Source organism: Jejubacter calystegiae (assembly GCF_005671395.1).
Classification (GTDB): Bacteria; Pseudomonadota; Gammaproteobacteria; order Enterobacterales; family Enterobacteriaceae; genus Jejubacter; species Jejubacter calystegiae.
Window position 1 is genome coordinate 4,777,047 of record NZ_CP040428.1, and the last position, 23,840, is coordinate 4,800,886.

Annotated in this window: 25 protein-coding genes; 9 read left to right on the forward strand and 16 right to left on the reverse strand. The window is 55.3% G+C overall.

Features of this window, described 5'->3' with window-relative positions:
- Positions 1–2 precede the first annotated feature (2 nt).
- Both nuoA and lrhA read right to left on the reverse strand, forming a co-directional pair.
- Positions 3–449 carry an NADH-quinone oxidoreductase subunit NuoA gene (nuoA, locus tag FEM41_RS22335; RefSeq protein ID WP_138098588.1) on the reverse strand — a complete coding sequence of 149 codons (447 nt, stop codon included), beginning with the start codon at positions 447–449 and terminating at the stop codon, positions 3–5.
- A 628-nt stretch (positions 450–1,077) separates the two neighbouring features.
- Positions 1,078–2,019: a transcriptional regulator LrhA gene (lrhA, locus tag FEM41_RS22340; RefSeq protein ID WP_138098590.1), complete on the reverse strand. Its 942-nt coding sequence runs from the start codon at positions 2,017–2,019 to the stop codon at positions 1,078–1,080.
- Positions 2,020–3,023: 1,004 nt separating this feature from the next.
- On the opposite strand from lrhA, the gene FEM41_RS22345 reads away from it, so the two are divergent.
- From FEM41_RS22345 to FEM41_RS22360, 4 genes are all read left to right on the forward strand, one after another.
- On the forward strand, positions 3,024–4,238 hold the full coding sequence (locus FEM41_RS22345; RefSeq protein ID WP_138098592.1) for a pyridoxal phosphate-dependent aminotransferase: 1,215 nt from the start codon (positions 3,024–3,026) through the stop codon (positions 4,236–4,238).
- An 80-nt stretch (positions 4,239–4,318) separates the two neighbouring features.
- Positions 4,319–4,918 carry a 5'-deoxynucleotidase gene (gene yfbR / locus FEM41_RS22350; protein ID WP_138098594.1) on the forward strand — a complete coding sequence of 200 codons (600 nt, stop codon included), beginning with the start codon at positions 4,319–4,321 and terminating at the stop codon, positions 4,916–4,918.
- A 184-nt stretch (positions 4,919–5,102) separates the two neighbouring features.
- Complete coding sequence (locus FEM41_RS22355) at positions 5,103–5,294, forward strand: type II toxin-antitoxin system HicA family toxin (RefSeq protein WP_138098596.1); 192 nt, start codon at positions 5,103–5,105, stop codon at positions 5,292–5,294.
- 14 nt (positions 5,295–5,308) lie between these two features.
- A complete protein-coding gene (locus FEM41_RS22360) occupies positions 5,309–5,749 on the forward strand; it encodes a type II toxin-antitoxin system HicB family antitoxin (protein WP_138098598.1) in 441 nt (146 codons plus the stop codon).
- Positions 5,750–5,781: 32 nt separating this feature from the next.
- On the opposite strand, the gene FEM41_RS22365 is transcribed toward FEM41_RS22360, so the two are convergent.
- The 4 genes from FEM41_RS22365 to yfbV all read right to left on the reverse strand — a co-directional run bounded on the left by FEM41_RS22365 (position 5,782) and on the right by yfbV (position 9,409).
- Positions 5,782–7,614, reverse strand: a complete 1,833-nt coding sequence (locus tag FEM41_RS22365; RefSeq protein ID WP_138098600.1) for an SLC13 family permease — start codon at positions 7,612–7,614, stop codon at positions 5,782–5,784.
- 78 nt (positions 7,615–7,692) lie between these two features.
- Positions 7,693–8,349, reverse strand: coding sequence for a sugar phosphatase (locus tag FEM41_RS22370; protein WP_138098601.1), 657 nt, complete (start codon positions 8,347–8,349; stop codon positions 7,693–7,695).
- A gap of 15 nt (positions 8,350–8,364) precedes the next feature.
- Positions 8,365–8,859 (reverse strand): YfbU family protein, encoded by a 495-nt coding sequence (locus FEM41_RS22375; RefSeq protein ID WP_138098603.1) that lies wholly within the window; start codon positions 8,857–8,859, stop codon positions 8,365–8,367.
- Positions 8,860–8,953: 94 nt separating this feature from the next.
- Positions 8,954–9,409, reverse strand: a complete 456-nt coding sequence (gene yfbV / locus FEM41_RS22380; protein WP_138098605.1) for a terminus macrodomain insulation protein YfbV — start codon at positions 9,407–9,409, stop codon at positions 8,954–8,956.
- 358 nt (positions 9,410–9,767) lie between these two features.
- On the opposite strand from yfbV, the gene ackA reads away from it, so the two are divergent.
- Together ackA and pta are read left to right on the forward strand one after the other, a co-directional pair.
- Positions 9,768–10,970 (forward strand): acetate kinase, encoded by a 1,203-nt coding sequence (gene ackA, locus FEM41_RS22385; RefSeq protein WP_138098607.1) that lies wholly within the window; start codon positions 9,768–9,770, stop codon positions 10,968–10,970.
- An 80-nt stretch (positions 10,971–11,050) separates the two neighbouring features.
- Entirely contained in the window at positions 11,051–13,189 is a 2,139-nt protein-coding gene (pta, locus tag FEM41_RS22390) for a phosphate acetyltransferase (RefSeq protein ID WP_138098609.1), read from the forward strand.
- A 341-nt stretch (positions 13,190–13,530) separates the two neighbouring features.
- On the opposite strand, the gene FEM41_RS22395 is transcribed toward pta, so the two are convergent.
- The 5 genes from FEM41_RS22395 to FEM41_RS22415 all read right to left on the reverse strand — a co-directional run bounded on the left by FEM41_RS22395 (position 13,531) and on the right by FEM41_RS22415 (position 17,501).
- A complete protein-coding gene (locus FEM41_RS22395; RefSeq protein WP_138098611.1) occupies positions 13,531–14,484 on the reverse strand; it encodes a transketolase family protein in 954 nt (317 codons plus the stop codon).
- Positions 14,477–15,310: a transketolase gene (locus tag FEM41_RS22400; protein ID WP_138098613.1), complete on the reverse strand. Its 834-nt coding sequence runs from the start codon at positions 15,308–15,310 to the stop codon at positions 14,477–14,479. Before FEM41_RS22400 ends, FEM41_RS22395 begins: the two co-directional genes overlap by 8 nt.
- Positions 15,307–16,686 (reverse strand): PTS ascorbate transporter subunit IIC, encoded by a 1,380-nt coding sequence (locus tag FEM41_RS22405; protein ID WP_138098615.1) that lies wholly within the window; start codon positions 16,684–16,686, stop codon positions 15,307–15,309. Before FEM41_RS22405 ends, FEM41_RS22400 begins: the two co-directional genes overlap by 4 nt.
- 22 nt (positions 16,687–16,708) lie before the next feature.
- The gene (locus tag FEM41_RS22410) at positions 16,709–16,981 is read right to left on the reverse strand and encodes a PTS sugar transporter subunit IIB (RefSeq protein ID WP_138099301.1); all 273 of its coding nucleotides are present in this window, start codon (positions 16,979–16,981) and stop codon (positions 16,709–16,711) included.
- A 76-nt stretch (positions 16,982–17,057) separates the two neighbouring features.
- Positions 17,058–17,501 carry a PTS sugar transporter subunit IIA gene (locus FEM41_RS22415; RefSeq protein ID WP_138098617.1) on the reverse strand — a complete coding sequence of 148 codons (444 nt, stop codon included), beginning with the start codon at positions 17,499–17,501 and terminating at the stop codon, positions 17,058–17,060.
- Positions 17,502–17,756: 255 nt separating this feature from the next.
- Here FEM41_RS22415 and FEM41_RS22420 point away from each other — a divergent pair, with 255 nt between their 5' ends.
- The gene (locus tag FEM41_RS22420; RefSeq protein WP_138098619.1) at positions 17,757–18,776 is read left to right on the forward strand and encodes a LacI family DNA-binding transcriptional regulator; all 1,020 of its coding nucleotides are present in this window, start codon (positions 17,757–17,759) and stop codon (positions 18,774–18,776) included.
- 4 nt (positions 18,777–18,780) lie between these two features.
- On the opposite strand, the gene yfcD is transcribed toward FEM41_RS22420, so the two are convergent.
- The 5 genes from yfcD to FEM41_RS22445 all read right to left on the reverse strand — a co-directional run bounded on the left by yfcD (position 18,781) and on the right by FEM41_RS22445 (position 21,755).
- Positions 18,781–19,398, reverse strand: coding sequence for an NUDIX hydrolase YfcD (yfcD, locus tag FEM41_RS22425; RefSeq protein ID WP_138098621.1), 618 nt, complete (start codon positions 19,396–19,398; stop codon positions 18,781–18,783).
- Positions 19,399–19,471: 73 nt separating this feature from the next.
- A complete protein-coding gene (yfcE, locus tag FEM41_RS22430; protein WP_138098623.1) occupies positions 19,472–20,023 on the reverse strand; it encodes a phosphodiesterase in 552 nt (183 codons plus the stop codon).
- 59 nt (positions 20,024–20,082) lie between these two features.
- Entirely contained in the window at positions 20,083–20,730 is a 648-nt protein-coding gene (yfcF, locus tag FEM41_RS22435) for a glutathione transferase (RefSeq protein ID WP_138098625.1), read from the reverse strand.
- 105 nt (positions 20,731–20,835) lie between these two features.
- The gene (locus tag FEM41_RS22440; RefSeq protein WP_138099302.1) at positions 20,836–21,315 is read right to left on the reverse strand and encodes a DMT family transporter; all 480 of its coding nucleotides are present in this window, start codon (positions 21,313–21,315) and stop codon (positions 20,836–20,838) included.
- 2 nt (positions 21,316–21,317) lie between these two features.
- Entirely contained in the window at positions 21,318–21,755 is a 438-nt protein-coding gene (locus FEM41_RS22445) for a DMT family transporter (RefSeq protein ID WP_138098627.1), read from the reverse strand.
- 112 nt (positions 21,756–21,867) lie between these two features.
- Between FEM41_RS22445 and FEM41_RS22450 the strand changes: the two genes are divergently transcribed.
- Entirely contained in the window at positions 21,868–22,833 is a 966-nt protein-coding gene (locus FEM41_RS22450) for a LysR family transcriptional regulator (protein ID WP_138098629.1), read from the forward strand.
- 95 nt (positions 22,834–22,928) lie between these two features.
- On the forward strand, positions 22,929–23,837 hold the full coding sequence (locus FEM41_RS22455; RefSeq protein WP_138098631.1) for a TIGR01777 family oxidoreductase: 909 nt from the start codon (positions 22,929–22,931) through the stop codon (positions 23,835–23,837).
- The last annotated feature ends 3 nt before the right edge of the window (positions 23,838–23,840 follow it).

Sequence of the window (23,840 nt, forward strand, 5' to 3'; positions counted from 1 at the left end):
GTTTAGCGTTGTTGGTGAGTGTGACTGTTGGTCGGTTCCGGATTAACAAGCTCGCGGCGCGAACGCGCGGGCGTCCAGTCCAGCGCGCCGATACGCACCAGATAAACCAGACCTGCCAGTAGCACTAAAATGAAAATTGCGGCCTCGATAAATCCTACCCACCCGCTTTCGCGAACGGAGATTGCCCATGCGTAAAGATAAAGCGCTTCTACGTCGAAGATGACGAAGAACATGGCAACCAGATAGAACTTAGCTGAAAGGCGTAAGCGTGCCGTTCCAACCGGATCGATACCTGACTCAAAGGGCGTGTTTTTGTGTCTTGCGCGAGCGCGACCACCCAGGAACCAGGCCCCGGCCAGCATCAGACAACACAGACCAATGGCAACAATGAAAAAGATGGCAAACGCCCAGTGGTGAGCGATGACTTCAATGGATGTTGACATACTCAAAGCTTTCTCAAAAAGTGGTTACGGAATCTCTGCCTGTGCGCATGCAGCAGATGAACACCACAATGATTTACGGGAAGGAACAAAAAACCGCACAATTTCTGCCACAAAGAAGAACGGTAAGGCAGCTAATTATTAGGGTTTTTTACCCCTTTCTATAACCTTTTGTCAACTTTAACAAAGGTATCCACACATTAGTTCACATAACACCATTCTCATTAACATTTTATGCCATATCGATTACATCTGCGGGACATATAGCCCAAAATGCTACTGTTGAATCGAGTCCGTCACTGTGTGAAAAGGGTACTACCCTACTATTCTGGCAGGAATTGTCAGAGTTTCATCCCCCCTGAAGGGAGTAATTTCTTGATCCAGGACACGGTTTTGTTAATTTACATAAAAAAGCAGCAACAATGACGGTGTTTTTTTAACAAGAAATGCGGCCTGTCATCCTGGATTCACGGTTTGAGATCAAAAAAAGCAGAGACGCCTTTATAAAATTAGCGCATTTTTTCACCGCCAGCAGGCCTGCCGACGAGGAGAGGTTAAAAAACGAGCCGCCCGGCTTAAAAAACCGTTTAGCGGCCTGTTTTTAATCATTACGTTCGGAAAGTCACAGACGCTTTCATCAGTCGCCGCTGCTGCTTTCGCCACGTGACTGCGCTTCGCCACTGGCACCGCCGTTCTGGCAGTAATGCCAGAAGTTATGTTCATCACCCAGCGCCCGGAATACAGCCTCCGCCAGCTTGCTGGAAGACGTATGGTGATGGCACAGATGATAGCGGGTTTCCGGCAGCTGCGGCAGACCATCAGAATGCCCCAACACACGCAGCTCCTGGCTCATCATCTCGACAGGACGAGCGGTAATCCCCAGTCCCGCTTTCACCGCCGCCTTAACGGCCGGCAGCGTAGACGCGACATAAGAGATACGCCAGGGAATGCCGGCTTCGTTCAGATGTCCGACCATCATATCCCGGTAGGGGCTGGGCTCATCCAGCAATACCAGCGGCACAGTCTCCCCTTTCTGGAAGATATAATCAGCCGCGCAATACCAGAGCGTGGGCGAGGTACGTAATGTCAGGCAATCGGCCTGCTCCAGGCATGATGTGGTGACGACCAGGTCCACCTCCTGCTGACGCAGGATCTCGGGCATACAGGGATTACGCTTTACCCGAACGTCAATCGCCAGCCGAGGCCAGGATGAGCTAATCCGGTTGAGTAAAAACGGCAGAATGGTATCTGCAGACTCATCAGAAGCGCCGATTGTCAGAACGCCCTGGAGATCGTTAAACATTAATGAACTGCACGCTTCATCGTTAAAACGTAGGATTTTTCTGGCATACCCCAGGAGCTGGATACCGTGTTCAGTTAGCAGCTTGTTGCGTCCATGGCGAGCGAACAGTTCTTTACCCACCAATTGCTCAAGCCGCTGCATCTGCTGACTGACAGCGGACTGAGTACGGCAAACGGCTGCCGCAGCAGCAGCAAAGGTATTCAGATCGGCGACTGCAACAAAGGTTCGCAGCAGATCAAGATCGAGGTTAAGTATCGGACGGTTTGCATTTATCATATTTTTTCACGTAGTAGGTTGCTCTTATGGAGCTGCCCCGGTTCTATTGCTGTGTATTATCAAAGAGATAAAGCAATTCCTTTTGAAGCACGTCTCCGTTCAGTTCTGAAGCTGCCAGTTCCTGGCAGTCATCCTGATTTATTTATTGGGACATCTATTCCTGGAGCTGAAGATTATTGACAGCATTTTTGTCGGATTCATATATCCTGTTAATCAGCCCAACGGCCAAATTCTCGTTTTTATACGCTACTCCCGTCAATTAAAGTATGGAAATCATTGTCAACGCGTTTAAAGAATTAACGTTTTTTATCACTTTCAGTAAAATTTATCTTTAGGAAAGTTAAACTATTTTACAGTTTGACTATTTGTTAGTTAACCCCTTAAGACTGCATGGGTTTTGTGCGCTTACCGCTTCCGGCAGATAACGTGGAACCGAGCTGACCACTCTGACGGTAGGGGCATATCTTATCTCAACTTTGCTTCATTTATAAGCTTTCTTGCGATTTATCTGATCTGTATCTGTTTTTGAAAGCTCTGTTTCACTGTTTATAACACTCACCAGCGAGCTTACCCCATTAGAGGTATCTGAATAATTAACCATCCATTTTGCGAGTTTAGCTAACAACATTGACCGCCTTACTCTACAAATTTTTAACCTGATAATTAATTTTCAAATCTTCTCACCTGGAAAAGTTAACCATTGCTTAAGTGAAAAACAGGATAATTCTGCATGTCGGGATCACACTTTCTCCTGGATAGCACCTTGAGTAGAACCGTATCGCATTTAACGCTAAGTTATCTGCCCTTTCCCATAAAAACCTGCGGAATCAAAACATTATTTTATCCTGAACCGGTTTTTTTTATTATTCCCCGAATGTTGTAACAATTGTCCCGTCTCGACGTTTTGACCCTCTTTTCGGGCTTCAAAAGCGCGCGCGGGAGGAGTACATTGACAGGCGCTGCGCTTCCACGGCCGGAAGCCGTAACAATAAAAGGTCTGATTCATGTCACCCATCGAAAAATCCAGCAAACTCGATCACGTCTGCTATGACATCCGTGGCCCGGTACTAAAAGAGGCCAAACGCCTTGAAGAAGAAGGCAATAAGGTTCTGAAACTGAATATCGGCAACCCGGCCCCTTTCGGTTTTGAGGCCCCGGATGAGATCCTAGTGGACGTCATCCGCAATCTGCCAACGGCTCAGGGCTACTGCGACTCCAAAGGACTCTGGTCGGCTCGTAAAGCCATTATGCAGCACTATCAGCAGCGCGGCATGCTGGATATTACCACCGAAGATATCTATATCGGCAATGGGGTTTCAGAGCTTATTGTGCAGGCCATGCAGGCTCTGCTGAACAGCGGCGACGAGATGCTGGTACCAGCGCCGGACTACCCATTGTGGACTGCAGCGGTCTCACTGTCCGGCGGTAATGCGGTGCATTATCTGTGCGATGAATCATCCGACTGGTTCCCGGATCTGGACGACATTCGTTCAAAGATTACGCCCCGCACCCGCGGAATCGTCATCATTAATCCCAACAATCCCACCGGCGCCGTCTATTCCAGAGAGTTGCTGCTGGAGATTGTTGAGCTCGCCCGCCAGCACAACCTGATCATTTTTGCCGACGAGATCTACGACAAGATTCTTTACGATGAGGCGCAACATCACTCTATTGCCGCACTGGCGCCCGATCTGCTGACCATCACCTTTAATGGTCTGTCAAAAACTTACCGCGTGGCGGGTTTCCGCCAGGGCTGGATGGTGTTGAACGGACCGAAGAAGCACGCCCGTGGCTATATCGAAGGGCTGGAAATGCTGGCGTCGATGCGACTGTGCGCTAACGTCCCGGCCCAGCACGCCATTCAGACCGCACTGGGCGGTTATCAGAGCATCAGTGAATTTATCCTGCCAGGCGGCCGTCTTTATGAGCAGCGTAATCGCGCCTGGGAACTGATTAACGATATTCCTGGCGTGACCTGCGTTAAGCCAAATGGCGCGCTCTATATGTTCCCGCGCATCGACCCCAAACGCTTTAACTTGCATGACGACCAGAAAATGGTGCTCGACTTCCTGCTGCAGGAAAAAGTGTTGTTGGTTCAGGGCAGCGCCTTTAACTGGCCGTACCCGGATCACGTGCGTATCGTCACCCTGCCCCGGGTTGACGATCTGGCGATGGCCATCAGCAAGTTCGACCGTTTCCTTTCCGGTTACCATCAATAAAGCGCGCGGCAGCGCAGGGATTTGCATCTTCCCTTCGCTGCCCTCACAATGGTTCAATACCGTTTCCGGAATGATGTACTATGAGCCAGAGTCACTTTTTCGCCCACCTTTCCCGCCTGAAACTGATTAATCGCTGGCCGCTGATGCGCAACGTGCGTACGGAAAATGTTTCCGAGCACAGTCTGCAAGTGGCGATGGTCGCCCATGCGCTGGCAGCTATCAAAAACCGCAAGTTTGGCGGCAATCTTAACGCCGAACGGATCGCCCTGCTGGCGCTCTATCACGACGCCAGCGAAGTGCTAACCGGCGATCTACCGACACCGGTAAAGTATTTCAACACCCAGATTGCTCATGAGTATAAGGCGATTGAAAAGATAGCCCAGCACAAACTGGTCGAGATGGTTCCCGAAGAGTTGCGCGATATCTTCGCCCCACTTATCGATGAACAGCAATACAGCGCAGAGGAAAAATCGCTGGTTAAACAGGCAGATGCTCTGTGTGCTTACCTGAAGTGCCTGGAGGAATTGTCCGCCGGGAACAATGAGTTTCTACTGGCAAAGAGCCGACTGGAAAAGACCCTGGCCGAGCGAAAAAGTGAAGAAATGGACTATTTTATGCAGGTCTTCGTTCCCAGCTTTCATCTGTCGCTCGACGAAATCAGCCAGGACTCTCCGCTGTAACCATTTCCTGGAGCCCGCTTCTGACGGGCTCTTTTTCTCTTCGTAACCTCTCGCAAAAAATCACTCTCTCCCGCCCTTTGGAACCACAACGCCGTATCATGCCGTGACGCAATTTGCATTATGGTCAGGTTGAACTTGATTCGTGTGTACTCGTGTGTATAAATATCACTACCGGGAGGGAACCATGAAATCCGGCGATCTGATAAAAACGCTGACTGCGGCAGGTTGCATTCTGCGCCGCCAGGGCGGCGGCAGTCATCAAATCTGGTGGTCTCCCATTACCGGGCGTACATTCCCGGTCCCACATCCCAAAAAGGATTTACCTGTCGGCACGGTAAAAGCTATCAAAAGGATGGCGGGGATCCAGACCCACTAACCAGGAGGCCATATATGTTTTTCTCTGTTGGCGTTTGCTTACCGGAAAATGACCAGACCGCGTTCGGACTGGTGGTACCGGCTCTGTGTAACGAAAGCTACGGTTGCCTTTCCGCCGCCGATACCGAAGCGGAAATGGCCGCCAGGGCAAGAGAAGCCATTCTGCTTATTGTGGAACAGATGGCGGAAGACAGCGTCGATCTGTCCACTCTCCACGATGCGGGCACTCTGCGCTATAAGAAGGATCCCCAGTGGGTAGACTATAGCGAATGGTTCGCCGTCGATGTCGATATCAGCCGCTTTAGCGGTAAGCCGCTGCGCATCAATATTTCACTACCCGATACTCTGCTGGCCTGCATTGATAATCGGGTAAAAGAGAATCCCGCCGCTTATCGAGATCGTAGTCACTTTCTGGCCCAGGCGGCGCGTCACGAACTCTCGGCGCATCAGAAATAACCACCCGACGTTAAACACCGGGCGGGAAGAGATCAGAACGGAAACAGTACCGGAATCAGCAACACGCAGACCACCATCACAATCAGGGTGAATGGCACGCCAATCTTCACAAAGTCGCTGAACTGATAGTTACCCGGCCCCAGCACCAGAGTATTCACCGGCGACGAAACCGGCGTCATAAAGGCGGCGGATGCCGCCATGGCGACCACCATCGCAAAAGGATAAGGAGAAACGCCCATCGACTTCGCCGCCGCCAGCGCGATTGGCGCCATCAACACCGCCGTGGCGGTGTTAGAGATAAACAGCCCAATGGTGGCGCACAGTACAAACAGACAAACCAGCATCAGATGCGGCCCGTAACCACCGCCCACCTCCATTAGCCCTTTAACGATCAGATCCACCCCGCCAGTTTTCTGCAACGCCAGCGCGAAAGGCATCATGCCCACAATCAGGATAATGCTTGGCCAGTGGATCGCTTTCCAGGCGCTTTCAGAGTCGATACAGCGAAACTTACCCATCAACAGACAGGCGATAATGGCCGCAACGGGATTGGGGACCTCATCGGTTAGCATCAGCGCTACCATCAGCGCCAGGCAAAAAATGGCATGGGGTGCCTGACTATGGGCAGGAGAGGCTTCCTGCTCTTCCACCGGCAAATTGAGCACCACGAAATCGCGGCTCTGCTGTCCTAGTTGGCTGATCAACTTCCAGTTACCGACAACCAGCAGGGTATCTCCCAACTGCAGCGGCTCATCCAGTAAGCCGCCCGCTATCGCTTCGCCGTTGCGCTTGATGCCCACCACGTTCAGACCATAGCGACTGCGAAACGCTATCTGACGCACCGCCTGTCCCATCAACTCCGACTCCGGCGTCATCACCACTTCGGCCATCCCTACGTCCAGCGCCTGGTCGGAAAAGTATTCGCCACGCAGTATCATCGGCTCCAGCATCTGTTCGCCACAGAATTCGCGCAGGTCGACTTCTGAATTGGACATATCGATCAACAGCACATCCCGCACCCGAAACTCGGTTCCACCGGTCGCGTTCACAATCACACGCCGGAAGCGACGCCAACGTTCCAGGCCAATCACGTTAGCACCATAGCGCTCGCGCAGTTTCAGATCGTCCAGCCGCTGACCGATCAACGGAGAACCCGGGCGAATCGCCAGGCGCCGCGCCCGCCCGCTCAGGCGATACTCTTTAATCAAATCCCGAAAAGTCCGGCGCTTCCAGCCCTCTTTACCGTCGTCCCGCTCCCGCCCCTTCAGGGTGAAGCGCGCTACCAGCATATAGCCGATGCCCAGCAGCAAAATAACCGCGCCTATCGGCGTCACGCTAAAAAAGTGAAAGCCCTGCAGTCCTTCGCGCAGCAGTTCGCTGTTCACCACCAGGTTAGGTGGCGTCGCCACCAGGGTCATCATGCCGCTGATAAGACCGGCAAAGCTGAGCGGCATCATCAAACCCGAAGGCGCAATTTTCATACGCGCCGAAACGCTCAGCACCACGGGAATAAAAATCGCCACTACGCCGGTGGAGCTCATAAACGCGCCCAACCCGGCAACGGTCACCATCAGCAGCACCAGCATTTTGGTTTCGCTACTGCCCGCCACCTGTACCAGCCAGGAGCCCATCCGCGCCGCCACACCGGTGCGCACCAGCCCCTCGCCGATAATAAACAGCGCGGCGATCAGGATAACATTCGGATCGCTAAAGCCCGAAAAGGCCTCGCTCAGGGTCAGAGTGCCGCTCAAAACAAAGGCGACAATCACCATCAGCGCCACGGCATCCATGCGTACCTTATCGGTCGCGAATAAAATAACGGCAACCGCCAACAGGGACAGAACCCAGATAAGTTCAGCGTTCACAACCCATCCTTGTTGAATTCACACAGACATACATCATGCCATAAAAAAGCCCCGTCAGAAGCGGGGCCAGGTCATTATTCAGTGCGTTTCCACCTGCGTTAAACCGCCGGGCTCAGGCAGTATCCGCAGCGCATCCAGGCGCGCGATAGCGAAGTCCACCTCGTCGAGGCGCGGCGTCCCCTGAGGCGCATTAACCGCAATCACCCGGCAGCCCGCCGCCAGACCGGCTTCGATCCCCGCAGGGGCATCTTCCACCACCGCGCAGGCTTCCGGTTGCAGCGCCAGACGTTGGGCGCCCAGCAGGTAGGCATCCGGCTGCGGTTTCCCCTTCGCCACCTGCTCAGCGGTCACCAGAACCTTCGGCTCCGGCAGCCCCGCCGCCCGGATCCTGGCCGATGCCACCGGCAGCGAGCCGGAGGTCACGATAGCCCAGGGCACACCCGCCGCGTTTAACTGTTCAAGCAGAGCCAGTGCCCCGGGCAACGCGATGACACCGTCAGTATCTTCCGCTTCGATTTTCTCCAGCGCGTAGAATTCGCGTTGAATGTCCGCCTCATCACGCCCGGCCATAAAATGGCGCAGCGAGGTTATCGCCTGCTTACCGTGAATAAAGCTCAGCACCTCTTCATGGTTGATGCCGAAACGATCGGCCCAGCGGCACCATGCCCGCTCCACCACCGGCAGTGAATCCACCAGCGTACCATCAAGATCGAACAGGAATCCCTGACACTCCACGCATTACCTCCCGGTTCAGGCGTTAATAATCTGGCTAATTTCATTGGCGCTGAGGTGATACTGACGCGGACAACCGTGCCAGACCTTCAGCATACGCTGGTATTTATCCCACATTGGCGTCTGCGAGTTAAAGCCGTGGCTGCCAGCATCGAAGTGGGCGTAGCGCCCTTCCACATTCACCATGAAGCGCACATAGCCCAGGAAACGCGCTTCGGTCGCGGCATCAAAACCCAGGAAGGTGACCCGACGTTCGTCGATCTCCTGGTTATCCTTAAGGTTGCTCCAGGAGACGTGCAGAGCGTGGTACATCTCCATCACATCGATGATTTCGCGGCAGGTCTCTTCTGTGAGCTGACCAAATTCGCGATCCAGCTCGCGCATCTGCAGCCCGTAGCCACGCTCCACGATGGTCTGCAGGCGACGATAACGCTCGGCGTTGTCCGGATCGAGCAGGGTCATCATTTTGTACTGGTTCGAAAGAATCAGACGCTGGGCGTTGGTCATTTCCATTTCTTTACTCCTCAAGGCTGAGAGCCTGCGAACAATAGACTAAAAAAAGAGGCACATAAATGTGCCTTCCTTTATATGCGTAATTCAGGGGGGATTACAAATCATCAAGAAAAGTTTTATCCAACTGGCGAAACGCGCGTTTAAGGGTTTCCGCCAGCGCCTGGTAGTCAGGCTTGCCCTGTACCGGCGTCATTGACTGCCCGGCTTCTTCCAGACGTTCCCGAACCTCATAGAACCACTGAAGGACTGACGGCGGCAGCGGCGTCACCGAACGCTTACCCAACCACCACAGCCCCTGTAGCGGCAGACTCAGCGCAAATAGCGCGGTTGCGACAGTCGGGCCGATCTGACCCCCCAGGGCTATCTGCCAGCACAGCGTAAAGATGGCGATCGGCGGCATAAAGCGGATGGCGAAACGGGTAGCGCGAATCACGCGGTTTTCAACAAAGACGGGGGCAAGACGTTTTTCCATTGGCCACGTCCCGGCGTACTGCTGACCCCGACGAAACAGGCTAAACCCGCTCACCGGGCGATTCGGGGAAGATGACATGGCTTATACCTCAAATTCACAAACAAAAAATAAAATTTTTATGCAAGATAACAACAGTAAGTGACAAGATTCAAAATGTTTTGTCATTAAGTGGCGCAATCGGGTATCCTGTGCCGGCCTTTGGTGGCCGCCTTTTGATTCCCGTAGGGTTAACCGTAACGGAACACCTGGTGCCACATTTTGCGCTTTGCGCCTGTGTCTTTAGTTTACGCGAAATCGCCTGAACGCATGACTATTTCTTCGCCATGCCAAAATAAAGAACCTGGCATGACGTTAATCATAAACGTCGACGTCATCTTACGCTACGCTGAGAGACTGAATGTCGTTTTTTTAGCCACGTATATAAATAGGTACTTCCATGTCGAGTAAGTTAGTACTGGTTCTGAACTGCGGTAGCTCCTCACTGAAATTCGCCATCATTGATGCCGCTAACGGCGAAGAGCATATCTCTGGCCTGGCCGAGTGTTTCCACCTGCCGGAAGCCCGCATCAAATGGAAAATGGACGGAAATAAAGAAGAAGCCGCGCTGGGCGCAGGTGCTGCCCATAGCGAAGCGCTGAACTTTATTGTTAATAACATTCTGGCGCAGAAGCCGGAGTTATCCGCCCAACTGACCGCTATCGGCCACCGTATCGTGCACGGCGGTGAGAAATACACCCGCTCCGTTGTCATTGATGACAGCGTTATCCAGGGCATCAAAGACTCCGCATCTTTTGCACCGCTGCACAACCCGGCTCACCTGATCGGCATCGCAGAAGCGCTGAAATCCTTCCCGCAGTTGAAGGACAAAAACGTGGCCGTATTCGACACCGCGTTCCATCAGACCATGCCGGAAGAGTCTTACCTCTATGCCCTGCCATACAGCTTGTATAAAGAGCACGGCATTCGTCGCTATGGCGCTCACGGCACCAGCCACTTCTATGTCACCCAGGAAGCCGCCAAAGTGCTGAACAAGCCGGTGGAAGAGCTGAACATCATTACCTGCCACCTGGGCAACGGCGGTTCCGTTTCTGCGATTCGCAACGGCAAATGCGTTGACACCTCCATGGGTCTGACCCCGCTGGAAGGTCTGGTTATGGGCACCCGCTCCGGTGATATCGACCCGGCTATCGTCTTCCATCTGCACGATACCCTGGGTATGAGTGTGGATCAGATCAACAAGCTGCTGACCAAAGAGTCCGGCCTGCTGGGTCTGACCGAAGTGACCAGCGACTGCCGCTACGTTGAAGATAACTACGACACCAAAGAAGATGCGAAGCGCGCGATGGACGTTTACTGCCACCGTCTGGCGAAGTACATCGGTTCCTACACCGCGCTGATGGATGGTCGTCTGGACGCGGTCATCTTCACCGGCGGCATCGGCGAAAACGCAGCGATGGTACGTGAACTCTCCCTGGGCAAACTGGGCGTACTGGGCTTCGAAGTCGATCACGAGCGCAACCTGGCTGCCCGCTTCGGCAAGTCTGGCTTCATCAATAAAGAAGGCACTCGTCCGGCCATCGTCATTCCGACCAACGAAGAACTGGTCATCGCGCAGGACGCCAGCCGTCTGACCGCCTGATTCCCCACCGCCAGCCCTGCTGGCGGTGTTGTTTTGTGTCGCGCCCGCCGCTGCGGGCGCCTGCAGCAAGAGGATAAATCGTGTCCCGTATCATCATGCTTATTCCAACCGGAACCAGTGTCGGCCTGACCAGCGTCAGCCTCGGCGTGATCCGCGCAATGGAACGTAAAGGCGTTCGTCTGAGCGTCTTCAAACCCATCGCCCAGCCGCGCAGCGGCGGCGATGCGCCTGACCAGACGACCACCATCATCCGCGCTAACTCCGACCTGCCGGCCGCCGAGCCGCTGCGCATGAGCCACGTCGAGTCGCTGTTGTCCAGCAACCAGAAAGACGTGCTGATGGAAGAGATTATCGCCAACTACCACGCCAATACCAAAGATGCGGAAGTGGTGCTGGTCGAAGGCCTGGTGCCGACCCGTAAACACCAGTTCGCCCAGTCGCTGAACTACGAGATAGCCAAAACGCTGAACGCGGAAATCGTCTTCGTGACGGCACCCGGCACCGACAGCCCGGAGCAGATCAAAGAGCGTCTGGAACTGACTCGCAGCAGCTTCGGCGGCGCGAAGAACAGCAACATCACCGGCGTTATCGTCAATAAGCTAAACGCGCCGGTTGACGAGCAGGGCCGTACCCGTCCGGATCTCTCCGAGATCTTCGACGACTCCACCAAGGCCCAGGTCATCCACATCGAGCCAAAAAAACTGCAGGAAACCAGCCCGCTGCCGGTGCTGGGCGCCGTGCCGTGGAGCTTCGATCTGATAGCCACCCGCGCCATCGATATGGCTCGTCACCTGAATGCCGACATCATTAACGAAGGCGACATCAACACCCGTCGCGTGAAGTCTGTGACCTTCTGCGCCCGCAGCATTCCCCATATGCTGGAGCACTTCCGCCCGGGATCTCTGCTGGTAACTTCTGCCGATCGCCCTGACGTACTGGTCGCTGCCTGCCTCGCCGCCATGAACGGTGTTGAGATCGGCGCCCTGCTGCTGACCGGCGGTTATCAGATGGACGAGCGCATCGCCAAACTGTGCGAACGCGCCTTCAGCACCGGCCTGCCGGTCTTTATGGTCAGCACCAATACCTGGCAGACCTCGCTGAGCCTGCAGAGCTTCAACCTCGAAGTTCCGGCCGATGACCACGAGCGTATCGAGAAGGTTCAGGAATATGTGGCCAGCCACATCAGTCAGGAGTGGATCGACTCTCTGACCGCCACTTCCGAGCGCAGCCGTCGCCTCTCTCCGCCCGCCTTCCGCTACCAGCTCACCGAGCTGGCGCGCAAAGCAGGCAAGCGCGTGGTGCTGCCGGAAGGCGACGAACCGCGTACCGTCAAAGCGGCTTCTATCTGCGCACAGCGCGGTATCGCGACCTGTGTGCTGTTGGGCAACCCGGACGAAGTAAACCGCGTTGCGGCTTCTCAGGGCGTTGAACTGGGTGCCGGTATCGAAATCGTCGATCCGAACGTGGTACGTGAAAGCTACGTTGCCCGCCTGGTGGAGCTGCGTAAGAACAAAGGCATGACCGAAGCCGTTGCTCGCGAACAGCTGGAAGACAACGTCGTGCTGGGCACGCTGATGCTGGAGCAGGACGAAGTCGACGGCCTGGTTTCTGGCGCTGTTCACACCACTGCCAACACCATCCGTCCGCCGCTGCAGCTGATCAAAACCGCGCCGGGCAGCTCGCTGGTCTCTTCCGTGTTCTTTATGCTGCTGCCGGAACAGGTTTACGTCTATGGCGACTGCGCCATCAACCCGGATCCGACCGCCGAACAGCTGGCTGAAATCGCTATTCAATCTGCTGATTCCGCCACTGCCTTCGGTATTGAGCCGCGTGTCGCGATGCTCTCCTACTCCACCGGTACCTCCGGCGCAGGTAGCGATGTAGAGAAAGTGCGTGAAGCCACCCGTCTGGCCCAGGAAAAACGCCCGGATCTGATGATCGACGGCCCGCTTCAGTATGACGCCGCCGTAATGGCCGACGTAGCTAAATCTAAAGCACCGAACTCTCCGGTTGCTGGTCGCGCTACCGTCTTCATCTTCCCGGATCTGAACACCGGTAACACCACTTACAAAGCCGTACAGCGTTCCGCTGATCTGATCTCCATCGGACCGATGCTGCAGGGTATGCGTAAGCCGGTGAATGACCTGTCCCGCGGCGCGCTGGTTGACGATATCGTCTACACCATCGCACTAACCGCAATTCAGTCCACCCAGCAGTAAGCAGTGGCGTACTGATGTCCGGGCCGTCCTTTGGGGCGGCCCGGACATTTCTCCCCCCAAACCCACTCTCCGTCACATTTCCTATTTCTAGCTTTTCCCTTCGACACCAAATATGACCTGAATCAGTTCACCTCAGTGAGCAACAGAAAAAACGGTATCGTTTTTAGCTATTGATGCTACTTCAACAAAGAGACGATATGGAAAATCGCCCCCTGGCGACCGAAAAGCGCGTGAGGCCTGGCGCCTGGCTGGCGCTGGCCGAACCGGAAGCGGGTACCGACGCGCTGATGCAACTGGTAGAGCAAGCGGGTACGGCTGGCAATCGGTGGGCGGGGGAGCTATTACAACAGCTCGTGCGCCGCCGCAACGATATCCCCGGCGGTAAGGCCATACTCCTGCTGAAGAAACGCCTGGGTGCCCACCTGACCATAGCGCCCATTAACCCCAACGCGCCGCATCGGCGTCGGGCAGGACTCTCCCAGCACTTCGGCAACGGCGGAGCCCAGGCCATTATGGATGCTGTGATTCTCGCAGGTTACGATGCGCCCCGTCTGACGTGCATATCTGACAATCAGCTGTCGATCGATAGGCTTAAGGGTGAACATATCGATAACTGCGGCGCTTATCCCCTGCTGTTCCAGTATGTGTGCCGCCTGGCGCGCTTCACCCACCATAATACCGTTGGCAATAAGCGTCACATCCTGGCCGTCGCGCAGCAGGTTACCTTTGCCGATAGTAAACCGACTGCCGGGCTGATAGACGGTGGCGGCCTGTTTGCGAATAGTGCGCAGCCAGCAGAATCCCTCCATATCGATCAATTGTTCCAGGAGCCCGCGCAGCATAACCGCATCGGTAGCCTCCATCACCACGGCATGCGCCAGACCGCGCACAATCCCCATATCCTCAAACGACATATGGGTCCCGCCGTTATGACAGGCCGTCACCCCGGCATCGGAAGCTATCACCTTCACATTGTTACCCTGGTAATCCAGCGCCATAAATAGCTGGTCGAAGCAGCGACGGCTGGCAAAGGCGGTAAAGGTGTGAAAAAAGGGGCGCCGTCCGGTCAGGGCCAGACCTGCCGCCACACCAACGGCATTGGCCTCCATAATACCGCAGTTAATTACGTGCCTGGGATGGTCACGCTGCACGCTGTCCATCGCCATTGAACTCATCAGATCCGCCTCCAACGCGATAATGCCGCTTTGGGCCGCAATCTGCTCCGTGACAAACTGCGCATAGACGCTGCGCATCTCCACGCTATCTTTTCCGCCCGGGGCGGCAACCTTAATCATGGATAGCCTCCAGTTCTCTGACCGCCTGTTCCAGCGCTGCCCGCATTTTCTCATTGGGCCGCAAATGGTGTGAATTACTCAACGCCTCCAGACAGGGCACCCCCTGCCCTTTATGACTGTCCAGAATCACCAGCAATGGCCGTTGCTCCTCGCCGCGCGCGGGCTTCGCCGCCTGATGCAGTGCCGCAATATCGTCCCCCTTGATGGTCAGCACATCAAAACCGAAAGCGCGAAACTTTTCGGCCAGATCGAAAGGCTGGATAATTTCATCCAGGGTGCCGTCCAGTTGCTGCTTATTCCAGTCTACGAAGATCAGTAAATTATTCAGGCGGTGATGGGCGATAAACTGGAATGCCTCCCAGCACTGCCCCTCATTTAACTCACCGTCACCGACAATACAGAATACCCGGTTCGGGCGGCTGGCCAGCTTGTGGGAAAGCGCAATCCCTGCCGCGATAGAGATCCCCTGCCCCAACGAACCGGTAGTGGCGTCCACCCCCGGGGTTTTCAGCCTATCGGGGTGGCTCGGCAAACAGGTACCGTTCTGATTCAGGGTCGCCAGCGCCTCCATGGGAAAAAATCCCCCGAGCGCCAGAGTGCTATATAGCGCCGGGCCCGCATGACCTTTAGATAGCACGAAATAGTCGCGCTCCGGCCAGTCTGCTTTTGAGGGATCAATTCGCATCACATCGCCGTAAAGTACCGCCAGGGTCTCTACCACTGACATGCTGCCGCCATAATGACCAAACCCCAGATGATTCAGCATCTTCAATGTTTCAATACGGATAGCGCGCGCCAGGCGCGTCAGTTCACTTACCGACGTCATGATTTCACCCCTCCTTTCTCTTCGCCATCGTGACGACGAACCGGCTTATTCCTCATCAATACCCCTGCGATAACCAGCAGTGCGAACACAGCCACCACTACACCGGTAATCTGTACCGGCGACAGCCAGCGTGCCAGATTGCCCAGCACGATCCCCACAACCCCAAAATCGGCATCAGAGAAGGTGGTATTGGCGAATCCCAGCGCCCCCAGCACCGGCAGCAGCAGTACCGGCAAAAAGGTAATCAGCAGGCCGTTAGCAAAGGCCCCTAGCATCGCGCCGCGCCGTCCCCCCGTGGCATTGCCAAACACCCCGGCCGTTGCGCCGGTAAAAAAGTGTGGCACCACCCCGGGCAGGATCAGCACCAGTTTTAACTGGCCCAACAGGAATAGCCCCACCAGCCCGCCAAGAAAACTAAACAGGAAACCAATCAGTACCGCATTCGGGGCATAGGGATAGACCACCGGGCAGTCCAGCGCCGGTCGGGCATTGGGTACCAGCTTCTCTGAAAATCCGGTAAAGGCCGGAACAATTTCCGCCAGGATCAGCCGCACCCCCTGAAGGATGATGAATACTCCGGCAGCAAAGGTGATAGCCTGAATAATGGCGTAGACCAGAAAGTTTTGACCGACGCTAAGTTCTCCTTCGACGTAGTCGCGTCCGGCGCATACTGCCAGAATCATGTAGATAACGATCATCGTCAGCGAGATAGAGATAGAGCTATCGCGCAGGAAGCTCAGGTTCTTTGGCAGGTTCATCTCTTCGGTCGAGCGCGATCCCCGACCGCACAGGCCCCCGAGCCAGCCCGCCAGTACATAGCCCAGGGTTCCGAAATGACCAAAGGCGATATCATCATTGCCGGTAATACGCCGCATATAGCGCTGGGCCAGCGCCGGAAAGAAGGCCATCACCAGCCCTAACAGTAGCGAACCGGTAAAGACCAGAGCTCCCCCTTTAAACCCCGCCACCGTCAGAATCACGCTAATCATGCAGGCCATATAAAAGGTGTGATGGCCGGTCAGAAAAATAAATTTCAGCCGGGTAAAGCGCGCTACCACAATATTCGCCACCATCCCAAATGCCATGATCAGCGCCGTTGCCGCGCCATATTTTTCCAGCGCGATAGAGACTATCGCCTCATTATTAGGAATAATCCCTTGAATATTAAACGCATGTTCAAAGATTCCCCCCAGAGGATTAAGCGAACTGACCAGCACGGTAGCACCACCGCCCAACACGACAAAACCCAGAATCGTTTTGATGGTGCCTTTCACCACATCAGAAAATCCTTTTTTCTGCGCCAGCAATCCAGTCAGGGCAATAATTCCCACCAGAATAGCAGGAACTTTTAATATATCGACGATGAAACTCAGCATAATTCCACCCGATGTTCAGAAGTTACTTTTGGGAAAAATAAGCACGCAGCCGGATTTCCAGCTCATTAATATCGATAATGTTATCGATAACCACCAATTTTTCTTCCGGAACGCTGGCGCTGGCGGCAATATCTTTCGCCATCACAAAAAGATCGGCCGCATCTATGGTGGCAGAGGCCAGATCGGCATGTTCCACGTCCGCTTCAATCTCCATTTTTTTAAGAATTTTTTTGATATTCATCTCGACCATAAAACTACTGCCGAGCCCCGATCCACACACCGCCATAATTTTCATCATCATTCACCTTTATTCAGGAGTAACAGAAGTGCATGCCGCGGATTACCACAGCAAATAAATAAAGAGCGGTTAATTAATATCTGGCGATAATCGCCATTATTTCTTCCCGACGGGTGGCCGCATGAAGTGCCGCTAAATCCGTTTCACTGGAAAAAAGTTCGGCCAGCGCAGCAAGCGCGTCAATATGGCTGTGGCGATCGGCGGCTGCCAGCAAAATAATCAAATCCACGGGCTCCTGTTCCACGCCGCCAAAGGTCACCCCCTGCTCCAGCTTTAATAACGCCAGCCCTGTGGCCAAAGCCCCCTGCTCCGGTCGGGCATGGGGCATTGCCAGTCCCGGCGCCAGCACAAAATACGGGCCCAGCTGGCGATACTGCTGCTGGATAGCCTCCAGATAGCCCGGCGTAATCACCCCCTGATCCAGCAATGGCCGGGCGCAGTACGCCAGTGCCTGCTGCCAGTCGTCCATTGACGTTGCCAGTTGAATGGTGGCGTCGTTCAGCCAGCGACTCAGCATCTTCAACCTCCGGTGCTACCCGTTTGGAATGAACAAACTTTATGCAAGGCATTCACCTCTTACTGTGATGAGCACCACAAAAGATAGCGCTACCATTTAGCGCACTCGCAATTTGTGATAGCGCTATCAGAAAGAGCGAATGCTGAGAAAAGGCAGAAAACCTCCCGGGTTACGACGTATACTTGCGGGAATTCCCAATCCGCAGCACGGAGCGGGAGCGCCAGATAACTCACAGGTTGTGAAGCAGGAATTAGCATGTCGATAACCAGAAAGAGACGTGGCACTGGCAAAGTGACGCTCGCAGATGTGGCCCAGCAGGCAGGCGTGGGCACCATGACCGTTTCACGCGCGCTGCGTACACCGGAACAGGTTTCTGAAAAGCTGAGAGAGAAGATTCAGGCCGTGGTACAGGAATTAGGGTATACCCCTAATCTGACGGCAAGCGCCCTCGCCTCTGCCTCTTCGCGCACCATCGCCATGATTGTGCCCGACCTGGCCGAATCGGGGTGTACCGAGATGTTCGCCGGATTACAGCAGGTACTGCAACCGGCCGGCTACCAGATCATGCTGGCTGAATCGCGCCATCGCCTGGAGCGGGAAGAAAAATTGCTGGAAACGCTGATGGCCTCTAATCTTGCCGCTGCAATTCTGCTAAGCGTAGAGCATAGCGAAACGGTAACAAACTGGCTGACCCAAGTGGAAATGCCAGTGTTGGAGATCGGCGCGACCTGTGACGATCCCATTGATATGAATATCGGTATCGATATTGTCACTGCCATGTTCGAACTGACTCAAATGCTGATAAAGCGCGGCTATCAGAATATCGGGCTGCTGTGCGCCCGCCAGGAACAGTGGATTTTTCAGCAGCACCTGCAGGGCTGGTATAAGGCAATGATGAAATATCACCTCGCTCCCGGGCGCGTCATCAATGCCGCAACGGCCCCGAATTTCTCAACCGGTGCCGCCCAGCTACCGGAGTTTCTGTTAGCCTGGCCAGAGCTGGACGCCCTGGTATGTGTCTCTGATGAACTGGCCTGCGGAGCCCTCTGGGAATGTCAAAGACGGCGCATCCGGGTACCGGACGATCTGGCGATTGTCGGATTCGGAGACAGCGATGCCAGCCGGGTATGCCAGCCTGCGCTGACCACCGTAGCGGTACCGCATTATCGAATTGGGGAAGAAGCCGGACGCGCCTTGCTGGCGCGCCTTGGCGGGAAAGAGCCGGAAGACGGCACGCCGCTACTGCCAACGCTCCGTCTGCGGGAAAGCTGTTAACAGCTTATTCCGCCGGTTGTTCGCTGTCCGGTTTCTGGTCTGAGGCTGGTTCCGGGCTCTTTTCCTTTTCCGCTTTCACCGGCTTGTCGTCACGCTCTTTGCGCGACTCATTACCGGCATTGCGGCTCATCCACAGCGCCAGCGCCTTCAGGGAGTCAGGGGTAAATTCGTCGCAGCGGGCGGTAATCTCCTCCGGCGACATCCAGCATACCTCGCTGACCTCCTCTTCCTGCAGTGCAAAGGGGCCGTGAGATACGCAGCTAAACAACCCGCCCCAGACCCGGCAGTTTTCATCCTCAAAGTAGAACTGTCCATGCTCGGCAAAAGGCACCCCGGCAATCCCCAGCTCCTCTTCCGCCTCGCGTTTGGCGGAATCCAGCATCTGTTCGTCCGCCATCACCACGCCGCCCGCGGTAGCGTCCAGCATGCCGGGCAGGAAGTCTTTGGTTTCAGTACGGCGCTGCACCAGAATTTTGCCCATACCGTCGTGCACCACGATATAGGTCGCGCGATGGCGCAAACACTGCGCCCGCATCTGCTCGCGGCTGGACTGCGCGATCACTTCATTATCTTCGTTGACAATGTCAACCCATTCCGTGCCAGTTTGACTCTGCTCCACCATCGGGAAACCTTATTCTGTTCTGGGCGCTCTGACGGCGCGTTAATGGTCAGGCAATGCCTGGTCGTCAGTCAAATTACGGTGTTATATCCTGCTGCGCAATAAGCGCGTTATCTTCAAGGCTATAAACGCTCAGAAGTCCATCATCCAGCATTCCATAGCTGGCCGCAAAGCCCCCCTTTGGGATGCTGACCGAACCGGGATTGAAGACAAAAATCTCGCCGCGGCGCTCCGCCATCGGGATATGGGTATGGCCGCTGACCAGCACATCGCCTGCCGCCAGAGCGGGCAGCTTATCCGGATGATAAAGATGGCCGTGGGTCAGAAACAATCGCCCGTGCGGCAGTAAAACCTGCTGCCAGGGAGCGGTAATGGGAAAGTTCAGCAGCATCTGATCCACTTCGCTATCACAGTTGCCGCGTACCGCAATAATGCGCTCAGCCGCTTTGTTAAGGCGTTCCGCCACCCGGGCAGGCTGGTAATCTTCCGGCAGCGCGTTGCGCGGGCCGTGATTCAGCAAGTCTCCCAGCAGAATCAGCCACTGCGCGCCGCTGGCGGCAAAGCGTTCCAGCACTTTTTCAGTGGCCGACAGCGAACCGTGAATATCCGATGCGAACATCAGTTTCATTTCACTTATACCCGTGTAAATCAGACAGGAGGTAATGATAACGGATTTTTTAGCACGGTTCAGCCTGCGGCTGCCTTTGCCGATAGTGCGACAAAACGCTGCACAGAGGCGCGCTGCCACTGGAAGCCGGCATATTCCGCAAGGCGCGGCGGCACGGTATCGCCGTGCATCACCAGTCGGTTGAGCATCAGCGCTAAATCGCTGTCGGCAATACACCACTCACCAAACAAATTTTGCGATCCCTGGGCCAGTAGCGATTGCGCAAGACTGAACAGGCTGTTCACTTCACGCTGTACGCTTTCATCAAGGGGAGGACGCCGGGCAGCGGCGAAAATAACGTCGGTAGGACGCGCGGCCCGCAGCCCGACAAGGCCGCTGCGTATCCAGGCCTGGAGCTGCCGCGCCTGAGCCCGTTTTTCGCGATCGAACGGATAAAGCCGTTCCCAGGTGGGTGGCGCAAAACGCTCTTCCAGATATTCGTCAATCGCCGATGATTCGCTCAGGGCAAAACCGTCAATCTCCAGCAGTGGCACCCGTCGGGTCACGCCATAGCCTGGCCATGTCGGATTCAGGTTCGCCTGCTGTTCCAGATCGACGGTTTCCAGAGTAAAAGGCACCCCCTTTTCCATCAGGGAGACATAAACCGACATAACCCAGGGGCTAAAATACTGAGCATCGCTCCATAGCGTTATCACTGGCTGATTCATGGCATTCTCACTGCGATTATTGGAATCAATAATGTAGCCTGGTTCAGGCCGGACAAAAAAGCCCGGCCATCACAGAAGAATCAGCCAAATCCTGATGCCGTGTAACTACGACTGTTCTGCTTCCTGAATGACCTGCGTTTTCTCGTCCTGCTGGCTTTGCCAGATAAACCACAGCGCAATAGCGAGGCAGATCGCCGCCAGAACCCGATTCGTGGAGAAAGGGATCGCGCTGTTGCCCAACCAGCCAAAGCTGTCGATGATAATCGACATACTAAGCTGCCCCAGAATCACCGCCACCGTCGCCAGGGCCGTTCCTATCCGCTGTACGGCAAAGACCATGGTCAGCACGTAAACCAGGCCGAGCAGCGAACCCAGTAGCTGCCACTTGGGCACGTCCAGCAGCGTCACCGCATGGGGCGGCTCGAAAAAGATAACCAGAACCGCGCAGACCAGGGTGCCCACCAGAAAGGTCAGAAACGCAGTGCGGATAGCTCCCTGACTGGCGCCCAGACGGGCATTCACAGCAGCCTGGACGCTAAGAAAGGCGCCACCCGCCAGCGCAAGTAAAGTCATTATCACAATCATCATTAACGCCCTCCGGCAATCAGTACCAGCGCGGCAGCGACAAACGCCAGCGCGATCAGTTTTTTCCCGTTAACCGGGCGCCGCTGCGCACCGAACCACCCAAAGTGGTCGATCAACAGACTTTTAGCAACCTGGCCCGCCAGCACGCCGGTCATTAACAGCGTGATGCCGATAATCGGCGTCGCCACGGTCAGAATAATGACGTAGAGCGGCCCCCAGATACCGCCGGTTAACTGCCAGCCCGGCGCCGACAGAAAAGAGACCGGATTACGCGGTCCCCAGAACAGCATCAACAGCCCTGCCAGCGCCGCCTCTATCCCGAACAGACTCAGACTGGCCCAGTAGTGACCCACTTTCTCACCAAGCGGGCCAAGTAGCCCGGCCTCTACGGAAAGCCCCATTCCGGCCAGAATGACCAAAAATACCGCCAGTAATTTCATTGTCAGTACACCTGATTTTATGAGATGACGCAGATGTTAGCCGGGAGCATCTATTCTAAAAACAGGATAAACTACACAACACCTTTGCAATTCCCGCATAAATGGAGTGACCATGAGCGTGGATATCCGCAGCATGCGACTGTTTGTCGCCGTACTGGAGATGGGGAATTTTTCCCAGGTTGCCCGGCGGGAGAACATGTCCCCCTCTTCCGTATCAAGGATCATTCAGCAACTGGAAAGCGAACTCGGCGCCCAGCTACTGTACCGCAATACCCGCGCCATCGTTGCAACAGAGATCGGGCGCCAGTACGGCCAGACCTTTCGCGCTATGCTGAGCGAGCTGGATGAAACCACCCGCCGGGTTCACGAACGGGAAGGCTCCCCTGGCGGTCTGGTGCGGATTAACGCCCCGGTAGTTTTCGGCCAGAAACATATCGCCCCCTGGCTGGGGGAGCTGTGGCGCGCCTGGCCAGATCTGAAGATTGAGCTGGTTCAGACCGATGAGTTTATCGATCCGCTGGCCGATGCCGCCGATCTGCTGTTTCGTATTGGTCCGCTGGCAGACTCCGGCGCCCACGCCCGCATTGTCGACCGTTCGGAACTGCTGCTGGCGGCCAGCCCCGGCTACCTGGCGCGCCATGGTATACCCGAAACGCCCCGCACCCTGATGAACCATAATTGTCTGGTCTACAAGGGCGCCATGGGGCTTCAACGCACCTTCTTCTCCCGCCCCGGTACTACGCCGCAGGTGATGACGCTGAGTGGTTCGCTGACCTCCAACAACGCTGAAACCCTGGTCAATGCGGCGCTTAGCGGCGCCGGTATTATCATGATGCCCGACTGGCAGATAGGCGAACTGCTACGCACCCGACAGCTGGCATTACTGTTGCCAGACTATACGGTTTCCACTCATCAGGAACCGCCGCTGATCGCCATGCTGTATCCCCATACCCGTTACCTGTCACTCAGCGTCCGGACGGTTATCGACTTTTTTATCGACCGTTTCGGCTCACCGCCCCGTTGGAAGTTACCTGGCGATAAACGCGAATGGTGCTGGCAGCCTGACCAAAAAGTTTAGCTTTATAGTGTGATTTCAATTGATTACAAATACTTGTTATCTAATCAGGCTCTTCTATGATGGAAAGAGGAGCATGTTCCCGTTCAGGAGGGCTCATGAAAATTGTCATCACCGGCGGCACCGGACTGATCGGCCGTCATCTCGCGCCACGCCTGCTGAGCCTGGGCCATGAAATCACAGTGGTCACGCGCAACCCGGAGCGGGCGCGGAGTCTGCTCGATCCGCGCATCAGCCTGTGGAAAGGATTGTATGACCAGGCCTCGCTGGACGGTTTTGATGCTGTGATTAATCTGGCGGGAGAGCCTATTGCCGACCGGCGCTGGAACACGGCCCAGAAAGAGCGTCTGTGCCAGAGCCGCTGGCAGATAACCGAACAGCTGGTTGCGCTGTTTAAAGCCAGCGCCAGACCGCCCGCCATTCTGATTTCCGGCTCGGCAACCGGCTATTATGGCGATCTTGGGGAAGTGGTGGTGACCGAAGAGGAGCCGCCGCATAACGAGTTTACCCATAAACTCTGTGCCCGCTGGGAACAGATCGCCTGCCAGGCTCAGGGTGACCAGACCCGGGTCTGTCTGTTACGTACCGGCGTGGTGCTGGCCCCGAAGGGCGGTATTCTCGGTAAGCTGCTGCCGCTGTTTCGCATCGGGTTCGGCGGCCCCAGCGGCAGCGGGCGTCAGTATCTGCCGTGGATCCATATTGATGATATGGTCAACGCCATTATCTGGCTGCTGGATAACGATTTACGTGGTCCCTTTAATATGGTCGCCCCCTACCCGGTCCGCAACGAGCAGTTTGCCCATGCTCTGGGCCATGCCCTGAAGCGGCCTGCTTTGGTTCGCGCCCCCGCGTTCGCCATCCGGGCGTTGATGGGAGAATCTTCAGTGCTGGTACTGGGCGGGCAGCGGGCATTACCCAAACGGCTGGAGGCATCGGGCTTTGGTTTTCGCTGGTACGATCTGGAGGAGGCGTTACAGGACGTGCTGGATCAGACCTCCTCCAGATAGCGA

Bases quoted from the DNA above. Each gene is read 5' to 3' on its own strand.
- FEM41_RS22415 (WP_138098617.1), bottom strand. From the start codon at position 17,501: ATGCTGAGTCGCTGGCTGAACGACGCCACCATTCAACTGGCAACGTCA.
- FEM41_RS22445 (WP_138098627.1), bottom strand. From the start codon at position 21,755: ATGAAATTACTGGCGGTATTTTTGGTCATTCTGGCCGGAATGGGGCTT.
- yfbV (WP_138098605.1), bottom strand. From the start codon at position 9,409: ATGTCATCTTCCCCGAATCGCCCGGTGAGCGGGTTTAGCCTGTTTCGT.
- FEM41_RS22420 (WP_138098619.1), top strand. From the start codon at position 17,757: ATGTCGATAACCAGAAAGAGACGTGGCACTGGCAAAGTGACGCTCGCA.
- ackA (WP_138098607.1), top strand. From the start codon at position 9,768: ATGTCGAGTAAGTTAGTACTGGTTCTGAACTGCGGTAGCTCCTCACTG.
- FEM41_RS22455 (WP_138098631.1), top strand. From the start codon at position 22,929: ATGAAAATTGTCATCACCGGCGGCACCGGACTGATCGGCCGTCATCTC.
- yfbR (WP_138098594.1), top strand. From the start codon at position 4,319: ATGAGCCAGAGTCACTTTTTCGCCCACCTTTCCCGCCTGAAACTGATT.
- yfcD (WP_138098621.1), bottom strand. From the start codon at position 19,398: ATGGTGGAGCAGAGTCAAACTGGCACGGAATGGGTTGACATTGTCAAC.
- FEM41_RS22450 (WP_138098629.1), top strand. From the start codon at position 21,868: ATGAGCGTGGATATCCGCAGCATGCGACTGTTTGTCGCCGTACTGGAG.
- FEM41_RS22375 (WP_138098603.1), bottom strand. From the start codon at position 8,859: ATGGAAATGACCAACGCCCAGCGTCTGATTCTTTCGAACCAGTACAAA.
- FEM41_RS22405 (WP_138098615.1), bottom strand. From the start codon at position 16,686: ATGCTGAGTTTCATCGTCGATATATTAAAAGTTCCTGCTATTCTGGTG.
- lrhA (WP_138098590.1), bottom strand. From the start codon at position 2,019: ATGATAAATGCAAACCGTCCGATACTTAACCTCGATCTTGATCTGCTG.
- FEM41_RS22440 (WP_138099302.1), bottom strand. From the start codon at position 21,315: ATGATTGTGATAATGACTTTACTTGCGCTGGCGGGTGGCGCCTTTCTT.
- FEM41_RS22355 (WP_138098596.1), top strand. From the start codon at position 5,103: ATGAAATCCGGCGATCTGATAAAAACGCTGACTGCGGCAGGTTGCATT.
- yfcE (WP_138098623.1), bottom strand. From the start codon at position 20,023: ATGAAACTGATGTTCGCATCGGATATTCACGGTTCGCTGTCGGCCACT.
- FEM41_RS22395 (WP_138098611.1), bottom strand. From the start codon at position 14,484: ATGATTAAGGTTGCCGCCCCGGGCGGAAAAGATAGCGTGGAGATGCGC.
- FEM41_RS22360 (WP_138098598.1), top strand. From the start codon at position 5,309: ATGTTTTTCTCTGTTGGCGTTTGCTTACCGGAAAATGACCAGACCGCG.
- FEM41_RS22400 (WP_138098613.1), bottom strand. From the start codon at position 15,310: ATGACGTCGGTAAGTGAACTGACGCGCCTGGCGCGCGCTATCCGTATT.
- FEM41_RS22345 (WP_138098592.1), top strand. From the start codon at position 3,024: ATGTCACCCATCGAAAAATCCAGCAAACTCGATCACGTCTGCTATGAC.
- yfcF (WP_138098625.1), bottom strand. From the start codon at position 20,730: ATGAATCAGCCAGTGATAACGCTATGGAGCGATGCTCAGTATTTTAGC.
- FEM41_RS22410 (WP_138099301.1), bottom strand. From the start codon at position 16,981: ATGAAAATTATGGCGGTGTGTGGATCGGGGCTCGGCAGTAGTTTTATG.